The organism is Streptomyces sp. NPDC018000 (genome assembly GCF_044328025.1).
In the GTDB taxonomy this organism is placed as follows: domain Bacteria; phylum Actinomycetota; class Actinomycetes; order Streptomycetales; family Streptomycetaceae; genus Streptomyces.
On record NZ_JBIRGM010000004.1, the window covers coordinates 167705 to 183076 of the forward strand.

General features: G+C 70.0%; 12 protein-coding genes. 5 read left to right on the top strand and 7 right to left on the bottom strand.

The genetic code is table 11. The annotated features are described in order from the left end of the window. The first annotated feature begins 217 nt into the window (after positions 1 to 217). Positions 218 to 1978 (top strand): PucR family transcriptional regulator, encoded by a 1761-nt coding sequence (locus tag ACH4EW_RS12485; protein ID WP_398255123.1) that lies wholly within the window; start codon positions 218 to 220, stop codon positions 1976 to 1978. A 163-nt stretch (positions 1979 to 2141) separates the two neighbouring features. Then, complete coding sequence (locus tag ACH4EW_RS12490) at positions 2142 to 2927, top strand: hypothetical protein (protein ID WP_398255126.1); 786 nt, start codon at positions 2142 to 2144, stop codon at positions 2925 to 2927. A 260-nt stretch (positions 2928 to 3187) separates the two neighbouring features. Here the strand turns inward: ACH4EW_RS12490 and ACH4EW_RS12495 are convergent, their stop codons facing one another. Then, entirely contained in the window at positions 3188 to 3973 is a 786-nt protein-coding gene (locus tag ACH4EW_RS12495; RefSeq protein ID WP_398255128.1) for a GntR family transcriptional regulator, read from the bottom strand. 145 nt (positions 3974 to 4118) lie between these two features. Between ACH4EW_RS12495 and ACH4EW_RS12500 the strand changes: the two genes are divergently transcribed. Together ACH4EW_RS12500 and ACH4EW_RS12505 are read left to right on the top strand one after the other, a co-directional pair. After that, complete coding sequence (locus ACH4EW_RS12500; protein WP_398255130.1) at positions 4119 to 4967, top strand: (2Fe-2S)-binding protein; 849 nt, start codon at positions 4119 to 4121, stop codon at positions 4965 to 4967. Between the two features lie 191 nt (positions 4968 to 5158). Then, complete coding sequence (locus ACH4EW_RS12505; RefSeq protein ID WP_398255133.1) at positions 5159 to 6235, top strand: DUF2637 domain-containing protein; 1077 nt, start codon at positions 5159 to 5161, stop codon at positions 6233 to 6235. A 43-nt stretch (positions 6236 to 6278) separates the two neighbouring features. On the opposite strand, the gene ACH4EW_RS12510 is transcribed toward ACH4EW_RS12505, so the two are convergent. After that, positions 6279 to 6641: an ATP-binding protein gene (locus tag ACH4EW_RS12510; protein WP_398256011.1), complete on the bottom strand. Its 363-nt coding sequence runs from the start codon at positions 6639 to 6641 to the stop codon at positions 6279 to 6281. Between the two features lie 465 nt (positions 6642 to 7106). Beyond that, positions 7107 to 9515 (bottom strand): M9 family metallopeptidase, encoded by a 2409-nt coding sequence (locus ACH4EW_RS12515; protein WP_398255136.1) that lies wholly within the window; start codon positions 9513 to 9515, stop codon positions 7107 to 7109. Positions 9516 to 9865: 350 nt separating this feature from the next. On the opposite strand from ACH4EW_RS12515, the gene ACH4EW_RS12520 reads away from it, so the two are divergent. Beyond that, on the top strand, positions 9866 to 11332 hold the full coding sequence (locus tag ACH4EW_RS12520; RefSeq protein WP_398255138.1) for an aminopeptidase P family protein: 1467 nt from the start codon (positions 9866 to 9868) through the stop codon (positions 11330 to 11332). A 117-nt stretch (positions 11333 to 11449) separates the two neighbouring features. On the opposite strand, the gene ACH4EW_RS12525 is transcribed toward ACH4EW_RS12520, so the two are convergent. The 4 genes from ACH4EW_RS12525 to ACH4EW_RS12540 all read right to left on the bottom strand — a co-directional run bounded on the left by ACH4EW_RS12525 (position 11450) and on the right by ACH4EW_RS12540 (position 15325). Continuing rightward, positions 11450 to 12178: a GntR family transcriptional regulator gene (locus ACH4EW_RS12525; RefSeq protein ID WP_398255141.1), complete on the bottom strand. Its 729-nt coding sequence runs from the start codon at positions 12176 to 12178 to the stop codon at positions 11450 to 11452. 91 nt (positions 12179 to 12269) lie between these two features. Next, a complete protein-coding gene (locus tag ACH4EW_RS12530; protein ID WP_398255144.1) occupies positions 12270 to 13214 on the bottom strand; it encodes an ornithine cyclodeaminase family protein in 945 nt (314 codons plus the stop codon). Next, entirely contained in the window at positions 13211 to 14212 is a 1002-nt protein-coding gene (locus ACH4EW_RS12535) for a proline racemase family protein (RefSeq protein ID WP_398255146.1), read from the bottom strand. The genes ACH4EW_RS12530 and ACH4EW_RS12535 overlap by 4 nt, the downstream gene beginning before the upstream one ends. 204 nt (positions 14213 to 14416) lie before the next feature. Continuing rightward, complete coding sequence (locus ACH4EW_RS12540; protein ID WP_398255149.1) at positions 14417 to 15325, bottom strand: dihydrodipicolinate synthase family protein; 909 nt, start codon at positions 15323 to 15325, stop codon at positions 14417 to 14419. Between the last annotated feature and the right edge of the window lie 47 nt (positions 15326 to 15372).

A 15372-nucleotide genomic window follows, 5' to 3' on the forward strand; every position in this document is an offset into this window, starting at 1 on the left:
GGGACGGCCGGCCCTCGACTGGTCGCTCATGTGTTGTTGACGCGATGTGGGGCCAAGTACACAAGCCGTGCTCCACCCGGTGCAGTCACCGAAACCATGAAGGAGTTGGCTGGCCGATCTCCTCGTCTTGTAGATTCGAACGAATGGCGGGGTTCAGAGACCTCACCGCAATACCCAGTTTTCACCCGCACCAACGAAAGAGATCGGCGGCGACGAGATGCGGCTGCGCGCACTGCTGGAGACCGACGCGCTGGGCCTGCGGCTGCTCGGCGGCGGGGACGAGCTGGACCGGTCCGTCCGCGGCGTGATGACCACCGACCTGCGGGACCCCAGCCGCTATCTGTCGGGGGGCGAGCTGGTCCTGACGGGCCTGGCCTGGCGCCGGGACGCGACGGACTCGGAGCCTTTCGTACGGATCCTGGCGGGCGCCGGGGTAGCCGGGCTCGCGGCGGGCGAGGCGGAGCTCGGCGACATCCCCGGCGATCTGGTCGAGGCGTGTGCGCGGCACCGGATGCCGCTCTTCGCCGTCCATGAGACCGTCGCGTTCGCAACGATCACCGAGCATGTGGTGCGCCAGGTGTCCGGCGAGCGTGCGGGCGATCTGGCCGCGGTCGTGGACCGGCACCGCAGGCTCATGACCTCTGGCCCGGCGGGCGGTGGGCCAGAGGTGGTCCTCGATCTGCTCGGCTCCGACCTCGACCTGCACGCCTGGGTACTCTCCCCCACCGGCCGGCAGATCGCGGGCGCCGGTGACGCACCGCTGGCCGGGCCGGTCGGCGCTGCGCTCGCCGGCCACCATCTGGCCGCCACCCGCACCGGCCGCCGGGCCCCGCACCGGGCCACGGTCGGCGGCATCACGTACTCACTCTTCCCGATCCGCGGCGCCGGGCGGGGCGCGGTGCCCGCTTCCCGCGATGTGCGCGAGTCGGTGCTCTCCGACTGGCTGCTCGCGGTCGAGGCGGACGCGAGCGACTGGCCGCCCGCCCGGCTGGATCTGCTCCAGGGCGTCACCCAGCTGATCGCGGTCGAGCGGGACCGGCGCGACGCCGCCCGTACGGTACGCCGCAGGCTCGCCCAGGAAGTCCTGGAACTGGTCCAGACGGGCGCCCCGCCGGCCGAGATCGCCGCCAGGCTGCGGGTCGCCGCCCCGGTGCTGCTCCCGGGTCTCGGGGCCGCACCGCACTGGCAGGTCGTGGTGGCCCGGGTCGAGTGGGGCGGCGCGGAGGGCTCCGCCGCCACGGGTGCCCCGGCCGGCAGCTCCGGCTCCGCCGTTCCGGGCGGTCCGGTCGCCCAGGCGCTGCTGGAGGAGATCCTGGTCGACCCTGCGGTCACCGGCCCGGACTCCGCGGACCGGATCGCGGTCGCCCACACGGGCGACGAGGCCGTCGCCCTCGTACCGCTGCCCGCCGTCACAGCGCTCGCACCGGCCCACGAAGCCGGCCCGGATGCGGCACCCGCCGAGTCGGCCGCCGGTGAGGACCCGGCGTTGCACGCCGATGTGCTGCTCGCCGTTGTCCGCGAACCGCTCTCCGCCGGCCTCGCCGACGACGGCCGGCTGACACTGGGTGTCAGCGCGGCCGTGCACTCCCCCGAAGGTCTGCGCGGCGCTCTGGAGGAAGCCCGGCACGCCCGCCGGGTGGCTGCGGCCCGCCCCGGCCGGGTCTGTGCGGCCGGGCACCACGAGCTGGCCTCGCACGTACTGCTGCTGCCGTTCGTCCCCGATGATGTGCGCCGCGCGTTCACCGCACGGCTGCTCGACCCGCTGCGCGACTACGACATGCGCCATCGCGCGGAGCTGATCCCGACGCTGGAGGCGTTCCTGGACTGCGACGGCTCCTGGACCCGATGCGCGTCCCGGCTGCATCTGCATGTCAACACGTTGCGCTACCGGGTCGGGCGTATCGAGCAGTTGACGGGGCGTGACCTTTCGCGCCTGGAGGACAAGCTCGATTTCTTCCTCGCCCTGCGCATGAGCTGAGTTCCGGGCCCTACCACGGCTCACGGCGGGTCCGGCCGTTTGTGAAATCTTTCACCTGACATTGATCCGACCCCTTGGCCCGGCGTGCCATTCCATGCTGAGATGCGGCCAGACCCAACACCTCAATGGCGCGCTCGGGGAGGGCAATGTGGCGCATACCGCCATGTCTGGTTCCGGAACGACAGCAGATGACGATCCGCCGCTCCAGACAGCGGTATGGCGGCTGCGATCACGCGCCTGCTGGACGGACGCCGCCGCGCTGCTCGAACACGACGCCGTCACCGATCCGGCGGCGGCACTCCAGCGGACCGCGCTGCTGACCGAGCGGTGCCTGTACACCGGGCAGGGCTGGACCGACGCCGAGGACGCCCTGCGCACCGCCGAGGCGCTGGCCCACGACGACGCCGAGCGCGGAGCGGCAGCCTGTGAGCGTGGCCATCTGGCGTACGCGTCGACGCTGTTGGGGGTACGGGACCGGGCGGACGAGGCCAGCGTCGCCCTGAGCCGGGCCGCCGCGCTGCTCGCTCCGTCCGCGCCGGACCGACCGCTGCTGGACTTCCGCCGCGGTCTGATCGCACAGAACATCGCCGGCTCGCCCCAGGCCGCGCGTGCCGCGTACCGCAGGGCCCACGCCGGCGCCACCGCCCAGGGCGACGCGCTGTTACTCTCCTCGACCTGGCGCCATCTCGCCCTGCTCGCCCTGCGCGAGGGGGAACTGGCGGAGGCACGGCACGGTTTCGCCGAGTCCCTGCGGTTGAGGGAGGAGCTGGGCTATCTCATCGGTACGGCTCCGGCCCTCATCGCCCTCGCCGACTGCGAGCCGGAGCCCGAGGCGGCGACCCGGCTGCGCGCCGAGGCGGGCCGGCTCTTCCGGCTGCTCGGGGGCGTACCGACATGGCTGGCTCCGCACCTGGACCCGCCGCCCCCGGAGAAGACCGAGGCGAACTGACGACGTCGTGACCCCGGAGTGCCGGTGCGGCGTCTTCTACTGCCGCGACCGGCAAGGTTTGCCGGCATACCGTGCCGGTCGCGGCACTAGGGCGTGTTTCGAAAGTAGCGTCGTCCGCCCGCAGGGCGGGGTCGGGGGCGTCCGGTGCGTGCGATCGCAAGGCGGAGGGAGGAGAGCGCAGCGGGCTGCGCCGACGAGCGACAACGCAGCGAGCGTGCGTGCCGGACGCCCCCGACCAGACGGGACTTTCGAAACACGCCCTAGGCGCCGGTGAAGTGTTCCCGTACCAACGACTGCACGACGGCCATGTCCTGGGCGATGAGCGCGTCGATCAGGGCGGTGTGCTCGGCGGCGTCGGCGAGCAGGTCGGCGCGGCGGGTGGCGGGGTTGTTCCCCAGGGGCCACTGGGAGCGGCGGTGCAGATCGTCGGCGACCATCACCAGCTGCTCGTTGCCGCCGAGCGCGAGGACCGCGCCATGGAAGGCCCGGTCGGACTCCGCGTAACTCGCCCGGTCGCCCACGGCGGCCGCCGCGACCGTGGCCTCGGCCAGCGGGCGCAGGGCGCACCAGCGGGCCGGGGGCACGGTACGGGCCAGCCGCAGCATGACGGGGACCTCGATCAGGGCCCGTACCTCGGCCAGCTCGGCCAGCTCACGCGGGCCCCGCTGGGACACCCGGAAACCGCGGTTCGGTACGACCTCGACGGCGCCCTCGATGGCCAGTTGCTGCATCGCCTCGCGCACCGGCGTCGCTGAGACCCCGAATCGGGCGCCGAGAGCCGGGGCGGAGTAGACCTGCCCCGGGACCAGCTCACCGTCGACCAGGGCGGCGCGCAGGGCGTCGAGGATCTGGCCGCGTACGGAGTGCCGCTGCACCGCCGGCCGCGGGGCGGGCGGCTCGCTGTGGATGTGCTCGCCACGTACCTGTTCGCCATGCGTCTGCTCGCCACGCGTCTGCCCGGGCACGCGTACGGACGCCCGGGTGGTCGCGGACGCGACGGACGCGTACGGCGGCGGTGCCTGCTCACGCGCTCTGCTCTGCTCCACTCGGACCTCCTCGGCCTGCCGTGGGCGCGGCTCGCGTGCGCCATGCCCCTGTGCACGATAGGCGGCACAGGCCGCAGTTCAAACATCGACCGATTCGGGTAAGGTAAGGCTTACCTGCAAACGATCGTGATTCGGTGGTCCCTGCATGACCCTCCCCACTCTGCTTCCCGGCACCACCGCGTCCGTCGTGACGGGCGCGTACGCACGCCTGACCGAGGTGTTCCCCGGGCTGCGCGCAGAGGTGCTGGCGGACGACGAGGCCGCCCCCTGCGGTGCCGGCTGGGTGGGTGCGGACGAGCTCGCGGCGGGTGGTGCCGCACTCGACGCCTTCCTCGCCTGGGACCACGCGCAACTGCTGCGGGACTACGGGCAGCAGCCCCGGCCCGATGTGGTCGCCGGCTTCGGTCTGCACCGGTACGCCTGGCCCGCCTGTCTGCTGGTGACGGTGCCGTGGTTCCTGCACCGGCGGGTGCCCCGGATCCCCGTCGGTGCTGTGGCGTTCCAGCGGACAATGGGGCATCTGACCGTCCGTGCAAGGGAATTCGCCTGCCTTCCGGACGACCCGGCGGCCGGACTGCCGGGCGCCCGGGTGGTCCCGGACGAGGCGGCACTGCGGGCCGAGGTGCTCGCCGCCGTGGCCGACCACATCGGTCCGGTGCTGGACGGCTTCGGATCGCGGATGCGGCGCGGCAGGCGGGCCTTGTGGGGCATGGCGACGGACGAGGTCGTCGAGGGCCTCTGGTACATCGCCCATCTGCTCGGCGAGGAACGGCGGGCGATGGCCGAGCTGGAGGCGCTCCTGCCGGGCACCACGAAGCCGTACGTCGGCTCGGCGGGCTTCCGTGAACTGACCGGGCCGAACGGCGAGTCGCTGCCCACTCGCGACCGGGCGAGCTGCTGCCTCTTCTACACGCTGCGCCCCGAGGACACCTGCGTCACCTGCCCGCGCACCTGTGATGCCGACCGGGTACGGAAACTGACGGCCACTCACTGAACGACACCGCTCGTACGAGTAGTAGTATTCGAACACAGATCACTGGCCGTGTGCGGATATTCGATCAGATCCTGGCTATCCGTATGCCCTGCCAACCCAATGGCGTTCTCTTGCCCCGAAACCCTCTGAGTGTGACGGGGTTTCGGCAATTATGGCGCCCGAAATGCCCTACGCGACGCAAGGGACCGCGCATGAGACTGACCGACATATCGCTGAATTGGCTGCTTCCGGGCGCCGTGCTGCTCGTGGGGGTCCTGGCGGCGGTGGCGGTGGTCACACGCGGCAAGCGCGCCGCCGGCAAGGCCGCGACCGAAGACAGCTGGGAGCGCAGCGAGGAGCGTCGCAGGCGCAAGGAGGCGCTGTATGCCACCGCCTCGTACGTCCTGCTGTTCTGCTGTGCGGCGGTCGCCGCCGCGCTCTCCTTCCATGGGCTCGTCGGCTTCGGCAAGCAGAACCTCGGCCTCTCCGGGGGCTGGGAGTATCTCGTTCCGTTCGGCCTCGACGGGGCCGCGATGTTCTGTTCCGTACTCGCGGTGCGCGAGGCCAGCCACGGTGACGCGGCGCTCGGATCACGGCTGCTCGTATGGACGTTCGCCGGCGCGGCCGCCTGGTTCAACTGGGTGCACGCGCCGCGCGGAATCGGCCACGCGGGCGCCCCGCACTTCTTCGCGGGGATGTCGCTCTCGGCAGCCGTGCTCTTCGACCGGGCGCTGAAGCAGACCCGCCGGGCCGCGCTGCGCGAGCAGGGCCTGGTACCTCGTCCGCTGCCGCAGATCCGGATCGTGCGGTGGCTGCGCGCCCCCCGGGAGACCTTCGGCGCCTGGTCGCTAATGCTGCTGGAAGGTGTACGCACCCTGGACGAAGCGGTCGAAGAGGTCCGTGAGGACCGGCGGGAGAAGGAGCAGAACCGTCTTCGCAGGAAGGACCAGGCGAGGCTGGACCGGGCCCGCATCAAGGCGCTGAACCGGCAGAACCGGGCCTGGCGCCGGATCGGCCGGGGTGGCACCCAGGTGGACATCCAGACCATCGCCCCCGCGGCGGGCTCCGCGCAGTCCGTCGCGGAGCCCGCCATATCCGAGCCGGAACAACTGCCTTTGCGCCCCCGGCCATCCCTGCAGGCCGTTACCGGTCAGAGCTCCAGCGCCTCGGACCAGAACTCCAATGACCCGGTCACCGTCGACCTCACCGCCGAGGACGACACCCAGGCACTGCCCCGGCTCGATTCGCTGGAGCGGAAACTGAAGGATCTGGAGCAGCAGTTCGGCTGATCCGCCGCAGAAAGGCCCTGACGGCCCGGTCCCTTCCGGGCTCTCAGGGCTTTTCGCCGTCCAGCTCGAACCAGACGACCTTGCCGAGCGCGTGTGCCCTGACTCCCCAGGCGTCCGCGAGGCTCTGTACCAGGATCAGCCCTCTGCCATGCGTACCGTCGTCGGCGTTCGGTACGTACGACAGGGGCATTGCGGATACGAAGTCCCGGACCTCCACCCGTAGTTTCGCGGGTGCCACACTCACCGTAACGACCGCGCCGTGCCTCGTATGGATCAGCGCGTTGGTCACCAGCTCGCTGAGCAGGAGCTCCGCCACCTCGACCGGCTCCGCGCGCCACCGGTATCGCAAGAACTCCCTCAACGCACAACGCACTTCGCTCAGGGCAGCCAGATCCGTGTGGGCCAGTCTGCGAAGCAGCCGGACCGGTCGCTGTCCCTGCACCCCTGGCTCGTGCGCCGCCCCGCCTGCCATGGAATCGGCATCTCCCCGACGCTCCATCGTTTCCCCCGCCCGCACAGTGAATCGCCCCCTTCTCGACGTCTCGTTGCCTTGTTGTCTCGTCTTCTCGTCGTGCCTCGTCGTGCCTCGTCGTGTCTCGTCGACCGGTCGAATGCCTTCGCCGAACACCTTCACGGGGATGCATGCCCCACAGACGGGCCGCCACGCTCGTCGACTCATCAATAAGTGAACGGAGAACGGGCGGCACGGCCCGGGGCGCGCGTCGGATTCGACGGCGGGACGGCACCCCGGACGACTTCGTCACCGAATGGCGGGACCTGTGGCTTCTGTGAGCCGGTGAGGCTCGGCACGGGGCCGGCCTGCGGAGGAGATCCCTCCGCAGGCCGGCCGTTGTTGTGCGTCCGAAGGTGCTCAGTACTTGGTGGAGACGGTCACGCCGTCGAAATTCTCAACGGCGTACAGGCTGATGAAGTGGGGTCCGGCCGCCGGGCGGTCGATGGTCAGCGTGTGCTCGTTGCCGGCACCCGTGGCCCGACGGGTGTATTGGTTGGTCATCGCCCAGCCGTTCGCGCTGTAGTAGAGGTCGGCTTCGCCCCTGCCTCCCGTTGCCTTGATCTCCAGCTTGGCGGTACCGGCCGGTATGTACAGGTACATGTAGGCGTAGTTGCCCTTGGTGGCCGCCAGACCGCTGCGCTTGCAGTTCTTGCCCAGCTGCCTGGTGTCGCTCGCGGCGCACTCGACCGGAGGTGTGTCGCCGGTGCTGCAGCTACCGCTCGCACAGGCGGTCAGCCAGGTGTTCCAGTCGGCTTCGTAGCGGCTCCCGATGGTCGATGTGAGCAGGGTGCGGGCACCGTTCCAGTCGCCCTTGCGGTAGAGGCGGAGGAGGTTGTCGACGTCGGAGCGGTGGGATTCCAGCATGTAACGGACCGCCAGGTAGCCCCAGTTGTAGACGCGGGTCTGGTCGGCGTTGTCGTAGGTGGTGTCGAACAGGGTCCGCAGGGGGTAGGTGTGGGCCGCGGCCTGGGCGACGGCAGCGGCGTATGTGACCTTGCGGTAGGAGTAGGAGACGTACTCCGCGAAGCCTTCGACCCACCAGACGGTCGGCGTGGTCATTCCGGCCTCGAAGTCGCCGTACATGTTGAAGCGGCCGTCGAGGTAGTGCGTGTACTCGTGGTTGAGGTTCCAGATCTGGAACTGGGGGCGGACCCACTCGGCCTCGTAGGCGATGAACCGGGGCTGGTTCCCGGCCGCGGTGGGGTCACCTTCCAGGTACATGCCGCCGTTGTTCGTGTTGATGCCGTATATGGCACCGGCGTAGGTCTGGTAGTCGGTGCTGGAGTCGAAGGCCACGACCTCGATGGTGGTGTTGCGGTCGCCCTCGACCGGCCCGTTGTCCCGGGCGACGTCATGGAAGTAGGCGTCCTGGTTGCGCAGACTCGTACAGCTCGCGGCGAGGTCCGCGGTGGACATCTGCTGCGCCAGGATGCGAATGCTGTCACTGCAGGTGTAGTTGACGGGCAGGACGGCTTTCTTGAGGCGCTGGACGAGGTCGCAGGTGCCGTAGTATGAGCAGTTCGCCTTGTCGTAGGCCTCAACCATCTGCGCCAAGCCGACCCAGAGCGGGGCGGTGGGGCCGGTGATGGAGCTCTGGCCGAGCAGTCCGGCGGCCATCGGGCTTGCCTTGGGCCGCAGGGAGTCTTCCTTGAGGAAGCGGCCGAGCTCAAGTCCCGCGTTGGAGGCCAGGAACGACTGCTTCGTGCCCAGCAGGTCGAGATGACGGGAGGCGAAGTCGCGGAGCGCGCTCAGCGGGCTGGGGTCGGCCTCCACGGCGGCGACGAACTCCGGCACTTGGTGACCGCGGAAGAGCACCGTGTACACATTGTTCACGGCATTGACCATGTACCAGGAGCTGTTGTACGAGGAGTTGTAGTCGGCCAGCAGCCGCTTGACGACATGCAGATAGCGGGCGTTCTCCACGGCACTGTCGATGAGTATGACGGCCTCCGACAGAGTCTCACCGTTGGCGTCGGTGACATCGAAGGCGTGCGAGGAGGCGAAGAACGCGTCGAGCCCGCCCTGGATGGCCGAACGCAGCTGCGGCCCGTAGCTGCCCACGGTGTCGGGGTCGTAGTACTGCACGTAGTAGCCGGCTCGGAGATAGAGGACCAGCTGCGGCATGCCGGTACTGCTGTCGCCGGGATATGCGGCCGATCCGTCGCGCAGGGCGTTGGCTATGGTGGCCATCTGCTCCTCGCGGAAGGCCAGATAGCCGTCGTTGCCCTTGACCCGGAACAGCGTGTTGACGCAGTCGGTCGTCGAGGACTTGACCTGCTGGACCAGGGCGCTTCCGGTACGGCTGGTGAAGTCGCCGACATTGCACGCGGCCGAGGCCCCGCCGGTGGTCGCGGTGAGACCGGCGGCCTTGGCCCGTGCTCGTGCCTTGGCCGTCATCGAGGGTGCCGGGTGGCTCGGGAGTGCTGTGCTCGGGTCGTCGTAGTCCCGCCTGAGTGCGTCCTTGGATGCGGACAACGGCGGCCGGTCGGCGACCTTGAGGGGCTTGCGGCTGATGTGGTCGGCGTCGTCGGTGGGTGCGGTCGACGCCTCGGCGGTGGGACCGCCCGGCCCAGCGGGTCCGTTGACCGTCCGCGCCGATCCGGCGTCGGCGGTCCGGGTGTGACCGGTCGACGCTGCGGCTGCCGATACGGTGGAGCGCTGCTCGACGGCCTGGCTCGGTGCGGAGAGCAGGCCCACGCCCAGGCATGCTGCCAGGACCGCAGTGGACAATCCGGTGAATCTCTGTAGAACCGTTCGGTTCTTCACGTGCCGCCTCCCAGCGGAGTGGTGACCGCGCGACCGCGCGCGGCTGTGGGGGAATGCGAGGGGGTGGGTCCGGGCCGGGTCCCGGTGCGCGCACCGTGGCATGGACACGACCTCTCCCCTCCGCGCGCTGTACAATGGCACATGTCACATGTTCTTTGGAAGCCCTCTCACGCACATTCATCTCTGTGACAACTCACAGACACCGCACCGGACTTCAGTGGCGGCCCGTACGCAGACGGCCGTCGCCATCGGCTCCCTCACCACCGGGGCACTGCCCGGCCAGCGCCCCGAGCCCCGAGCCCCGAGCCCCGAGCCCCGAGCCCCGACAGAGCCTTGAGGAGAAGACGCCCGTGTCCCATTCCCTCCCCGCGCCCGGAACCAGCAGCCATGACCTTCCGGTGTCGCCCGCGCTCGACGCCTTCATGCGCACGGCGTGGGCCGACACCCCACTGCCGGCGGACATTCGCGTTCCCTCGTACGACGCCACCCCCGCCCGCCGGGCCCGGCTCGCCGCCCGCTTCCCGGGCGAGCGCCTGGTCATCCCGGCGGGCGCGCTCGCGGTCCGCTCCAACGACACCGACCATCGCTTCCGTCCGCACACGGGCTACGCCTGGCTCACCGGCCTCACCGGCGAGGATCAGGCCGGCCACGTCCTCGTCCTGGAACCCGACGGCGACGAGCGGCACGAAGCGGTGCTGTATCTGCGTCCCCGGTCACCGCGCACCGGCCACGAGTTCTACCGTGACCGCAGGTACGGGGAGTTCTGGGTGGGGCGCCGGCCCGACCTGGCGGAGGCAACCCGGATGACCGGCATCCGCTGTGCGCACCTGGACGCCTGGGAGAAACTGCTGACCGGACCGCAGCCCCCGGTACGGGTGCTGGGCGGTGTGGACCCGTCCGTCGACGAACTCCTGAGTGCCCATGGTGCTTTCCCTCCCGGACGGGCGGCTCCGGCCGGACTGGCCGCAGTGCTGAGCGAGCTCCGGCTCGTCAAGGACCCCTGGGAGACAGGTCAGTTGCAGCATGCCGTCGATGCGACGGTGGCTGGTTTCGAGGATGTGGTGCGGAGCCTTCCACAGGCACTGCGACACCCACGCGGCGAGCGTTGGATCGAGGGCGTATTCGATCTGCGGGCCCGGCTGGAGGGCAACGGTCCCGGCTACTCCACGATCGCCGCAGCGGGGGCACACGCCTGTGTCCTGCACTGGATCCGCAACGACGGTCCACTGGACCGCGACCAGCTGCTGCTCCTGGACGCCGGGGTGGAGACCGATTCGCTCTACACGGCCGACATCACCCGCACCCTGCCGCTGTCCGGCCGTTTCTCCCCCGTACAGCGCAGCGTCTACGAGCTGGTGCTGGCCGCGCAGGAAGCGGGCATCGCGGCCCTGCGTCCCGGGGCGCGATTCCGTGACTTCCACATGGCGGCCATGCGGATCATCGCCGAAGGGCTTCACGAATGGGGCGTTTTGCCGATGTCCGCCGATGAGGCGCTCGACGCCGACAACGGCTTCTACCGCCGGTACACGCTCTGCAGCAGCGGCCACATGCTCGGCATGGACGTTCATGACTGCGCCCAGGCACGCGCCGACACATATCTGGACGGCCGCCTGGAAGTCGGCCAGGTACTGACCGTGGAACCGGGGCTCTACCTCCAGCCCGACGACGAGACACTGCCCCCCTCGCTACGCGGAATCGGGGTGCGGATCGAGGACGACCTCGTGATCACGTCCGACGGCGCACAGCTCATGTCGTCCGCGCTGCCGCGCACCGCCGACGGGATCGAGGAGTGGATGGCCGCCCTGCTGGACGGCTGACCCGGACGCCCCCAGGCGGTCACCCCGCACACCGGGGCGACCCACTCAGGCGGTCACCCCGCACACCGGGGCGGCCGCCCGAGGACGGCGCGTCCCCCGCGTGACTCGAACGGCGGTTCAGGCCTCCGCGGCCGGCAGCGGCACCCTTGCGGCCCGGACGCCTCCCGCGCCCGTGTCGCCGTCCTCCTCCTCGGCCCAGAGCGACCTGACATGTGACATATGAGCCAGCATGCAGCTCTCGGCGCGCTGGGCGTCACCGGCGATCAGGAGGTCGAGCAGTTGGACATGCTCCTCCGCCGACGCGGTCAACTGCCCTTTCGCGTCGAGCCGGTTGAGACCGAAGAGGCGCGACCGCTTGCGAAGGTTGCCGACCTCCTCGACCAGCCTGCGGTTTCCGGCCAGTCCCAGCAGTTCGAGATGGAAGCGTCGGTCCGCCTCCAGATAGCCGATGATGTCGTGCTCGGCGGCGGCCGCGACGATCGCCAGGGCGAGCGGTCGCAGCGCCTTCAGATCCCGGGTCTTGCCCATCCGGGCGATGCGGCCGACGGTGGGTACCTCGATCATGGCACGGAGTTCGGTGAAATCATCGAGGTCCTGATCGGTCAGCTCGGTGACCCGAAAGCCCTTGTTGCGGACCGCTTCGACAAGGCCCTCACGCGCCAGGTCGAGCATGGCCTCCCGGACCGGGGTCGCGGACACTCCGAACTCGGCAGCGAGCGTGGGGGCGGAGTAGATCGTGCCCGGACGGAGATCCCCGGCGATCAGGGCCGCCCTGAGGGCGTTCGCCACTCTGTCGCGCAAGTGCTCTTGCGCCGAGATGGCGTTGAGCGTCGTCAGGCGGGCCATATTTGTTCCTCCAGCGCCGTACGGGCCCTCAGAATACAATGTCACGTTTTCTGGTCGGGCCCGCCGTTTCCTGGCCGTGTGGACAACTCGGTCAGGGCGCCGACGCCCGGTACACCGCCGCGGCGACCGCGAGGTCCTCCCAGCCCATTCCGACGCTCTTGAAGAATCGGGGACGCTCGAAGGCGGCCGGCTTCTCGTCGAGGATCCGGCCGGTCACCAGGTCGGCGAGGTTGCCGGCGATATCCTCGGCGCTGAAGACTCCTTCCGCCATCGGGATCAGCAGATCGCCCGGCTCCGACAGAGCTGCCGCCCTCGATTCGACGATGACGGCGGAGCGGGACACCAGCGCGGTGTCGACCTCCCGGGCATCCGGGGTGTGCGAGCCGACCGCGACGACCGTTGCCCCGTCCGGTACGAGTGTGCCGTCGAACAGCGGGGTTGCGGACGTGGTGCAGCAGAGCACCAGATCGGCCGTGGCAACCTCCTCGGCCCCCTGGGAGTCACCCGCACGGGCGTCCACCCCGAGTTGACGGGCGTGCTCGACCAGGGCGGCGACCCTGTGCGGGGTACGGCCGATCACCGTGACCCGTTCGACGCGCCGCTGCGCGAGCACCGCGGCAAGGTGTCCGTAGGCCTGGGGACCGGTTCCGAAGAGCACCAGATGACGCAGGAGGGGCCCGGTGAGGTGTCGGATCGCGAGTGCGGACACGGCCGGTGTGCGCAGCGTGGTGAGCGCGGCACCGTCGAGCAGGGCGACCGGCAGCAGGGTGGGGCCGTCGAGCAGCAGATAGCTTCCGGTGATCCGGGGCAGGTTACGTGCCGGGTTGCCGGGGGCGACTCCGGCGATCTTCACTCCGGTCATCTGCCGGGTGGTTGCGGGCATGAGCAGCAGTTCCCCGCCGGGCACTGTGACATGGTGCCGGGCCGGGGACGTCTCCGGATCGAGGCCCCCGCTCAGCGCCTCCTCCAGTGCGTCCACGGCTCCGGTCGGCCCCAGGGCCTCGATGTCGGCGGCGCCGAGCAGGGGGAGGTTCACAGCAGGAATCCTTCGGGGAAGGGGTCGGACGGGTTCAGGAAGAATTGTGCGGTACCGGTGATCCAGGCGCGGCCGGTGACAGTCGGGACGACGGCGGGCAGTCCGCCCACGGTGGTCGTCTCGATGAGACGTCCGGTGAACGAGGTTCCGATGAAGGACTCATTCACGAAGTCGGTTCCCAGGGCCAGTTCACCGCGTGCGTGCAGTTGGGCCATGCGTGCCGAGGTGCCGGTTCCACAGGGCGACCGGTCGAACCATCCGGGGTGGATCGCCATCGCGTGCCGGGAGTGGCGGGCATCGGAACCGGGTGCGATGAACTGCACGTGCTTGAGGCTGTGAATGTCCGGGTCCTCCGGATGAACGGGCCGGTCAGCCGTGTTCACCGCATCCATCAGAGCGAGTCCGGCCGCCAGGATGTCGTCCTTGCGCGCCCGGTCGAAGGGCAGCCCGAGGTCGGACAGATGCACCATCCCGTAGAAGTTGCCGCCGTAGGCGAGGTCGTAGCGCACCGGTCCGTAGCCGGGTACGTCCACCGTCCTGTCGAGTGCGACGCTGAACGCGGGAACATTGGTCAGGGTGACGGCGGTGGCCGCGCCGTCACGCACCTGTACGTCGACGCTGACGAGTCCGGCCGGGGTGTCCAGCCGCACGGTGGTGACGGGTTCGGTGACCTCGACCATGCCGGTCTCCACCAGCACGGTCGCGACCCCGATGGTGCCGTGCCCGCACATCGGCAGACACCCGGAGACCTCTATGTAGAGGACGCCGAAGTCCGCGTCGGGCCGGGTGGGCGGCTGGAGGATCGCGCCGCTCATGGCGGCATGGCCGCGCGGTTCGTACATGAGCAGGGTGCGCACGGCGTCCCGGTGCTCCAGGAAGTACCTGCGCCGTTCGGCCATCGTGGCACCGGGAATGATGCCGACGCCGCCGGTGATGACGCGGGTGGGCATGCCCTCGGTGTGTGAGTCGACTGCGTGGAATATGTGACGTGTCTGCAAGGCTCCCCCTGGTTCGTCACGGAGAAGGTGAAGAACGCGAAGAACGGGCTGGGTCGGGTACTGACCGTACGTACGACGGCGGAGCGGCGCTCGGAGCCGGTCGGGCGACCTCTGATCGGGCGGCTGCGGCGTGGCACGCGCGCTTCCGGCGTTTCGCACGCACCACGCCGCGTCCGCTCTCCGATCCGAGGTCACCCGACAGGCTCAGCCGCGGCCCTCGGCGAGCAGCTTCTCCGTCACGGCACGCACGGCGGCCGCGTCGTCGGCGGGCAGGGGCAGGCGCGGCGGACGGGTACGGCCGCCGTGGCGTCCCACAACGTCCATGGACGCCTTGATGGCCTGGACGAACTCCGGCTTCGAGTCCCACCGCAGCAGAGGATGCAGCTCCCTGTACAGCGGCAGGGCGGTTGCCATGTCACCCGTCACAGCGGCTCGGTAGAGCTCGACACAGCAGGACGGCAGCATGTTCGGGCAGCCCGCGATCCAGCCGACGGCTCCGGCGAGTGCCAGTTCCAGCAGTACGTCGTCGGCGCCCACGAGCAGGTCGAGGCCGGGCGCCTGCTCAGCGATCTCGTAGGCCCTTCGGACGTCGCCGCTGAACTCCTTGACCGCCACGATGCTGCCCTCCTGGTGGAGTGCGGCAAGCAGGCTCGGTGTCAGATCCACCTTGGTGTCGTACGGGTTGTTGTACGCGACGACCGGAACCCCGACTTCGGCCACATCGGCGTAGTGGGCGCGGACCGCCGCGTCCTCGCAGCGGTAGCCGTTGGGCGGCAGGAGCAGCACGGAACCGGCGCCCGCCTCCGCGGCCTGTTCCGCCCAGCGCCGTGACTCCGCGCTGCCGTAGGCGGCGACGCCCGGCATGACGCGGCTGCCGTCGCCCGCCGCCTCGACGGCGACCCGGACCACCTGCTCGCGTTCGCTGTCGGTCAGGGTCTGGTACTCCCCCAGTGACCCGTTGGGCACCACACCGTCGCAACCCGCCTCGATGAGCTGTTGGACGTGTGTGGCATAGGCGTCGTAGTCGATCGTGCCGTCATCCCGCAGGGTGAGCGGGGTGGCGACCATGACACCGCGCCAGGGTCGGGTGCGCGGGTGGGTGTTCGTCTGCATTGTTGCTCCTTGAGTGAGGTGTGACATTTCATTGAGTGGTAGAAGCG

Bases quoted from the DNA above. Each gene is read 5' to 3' on its own strand.
- ACH4EW_RS12505 (WP_398255133.1), top strand. From the start codon at position 5,159: ATGAGACTGACCGACATATCGCTGAATTGGCTGCTTCCGGGCGCCGTG.
- ACH4EW_RS12525 (WP_398255141.1), bottom strand. From the start codon at position 12,178: ATGGCCCGCCTGACGACGCTCAACGCCATCTCGGCGCAAGAGCACTTG.
- ACH4EW_RS12500 (WP_398255130.1), top strand. From the start codon at position 4,119: ATGACCCTCCCCACTCTGCTTCCCGGCACCACCGCGTCCGTCGTGACG.
- ACH4EW_RS12485 (WP_398255123.1), top strand. From the start codon at position 218: ATGCGGCTGCGCGCACTGCTGGAGACCGACGCGCTGGGCCTGCGGCTG.
- ACH4EW_RS12540 (WP_398255149.1), bottom strand. From the start codon at position 15,325: ATGCAGACGAACACCCACCCGCGCACCCGACCCTGGCGCGGTGTCATG.
- ACH4EW_RS12490 (WP_398255126.1), top strand. From the start codon at position 2,142: ATGTCTGGTTCCGGAACGACAGCAGATGACGATCCGCCGCTCCAGACA.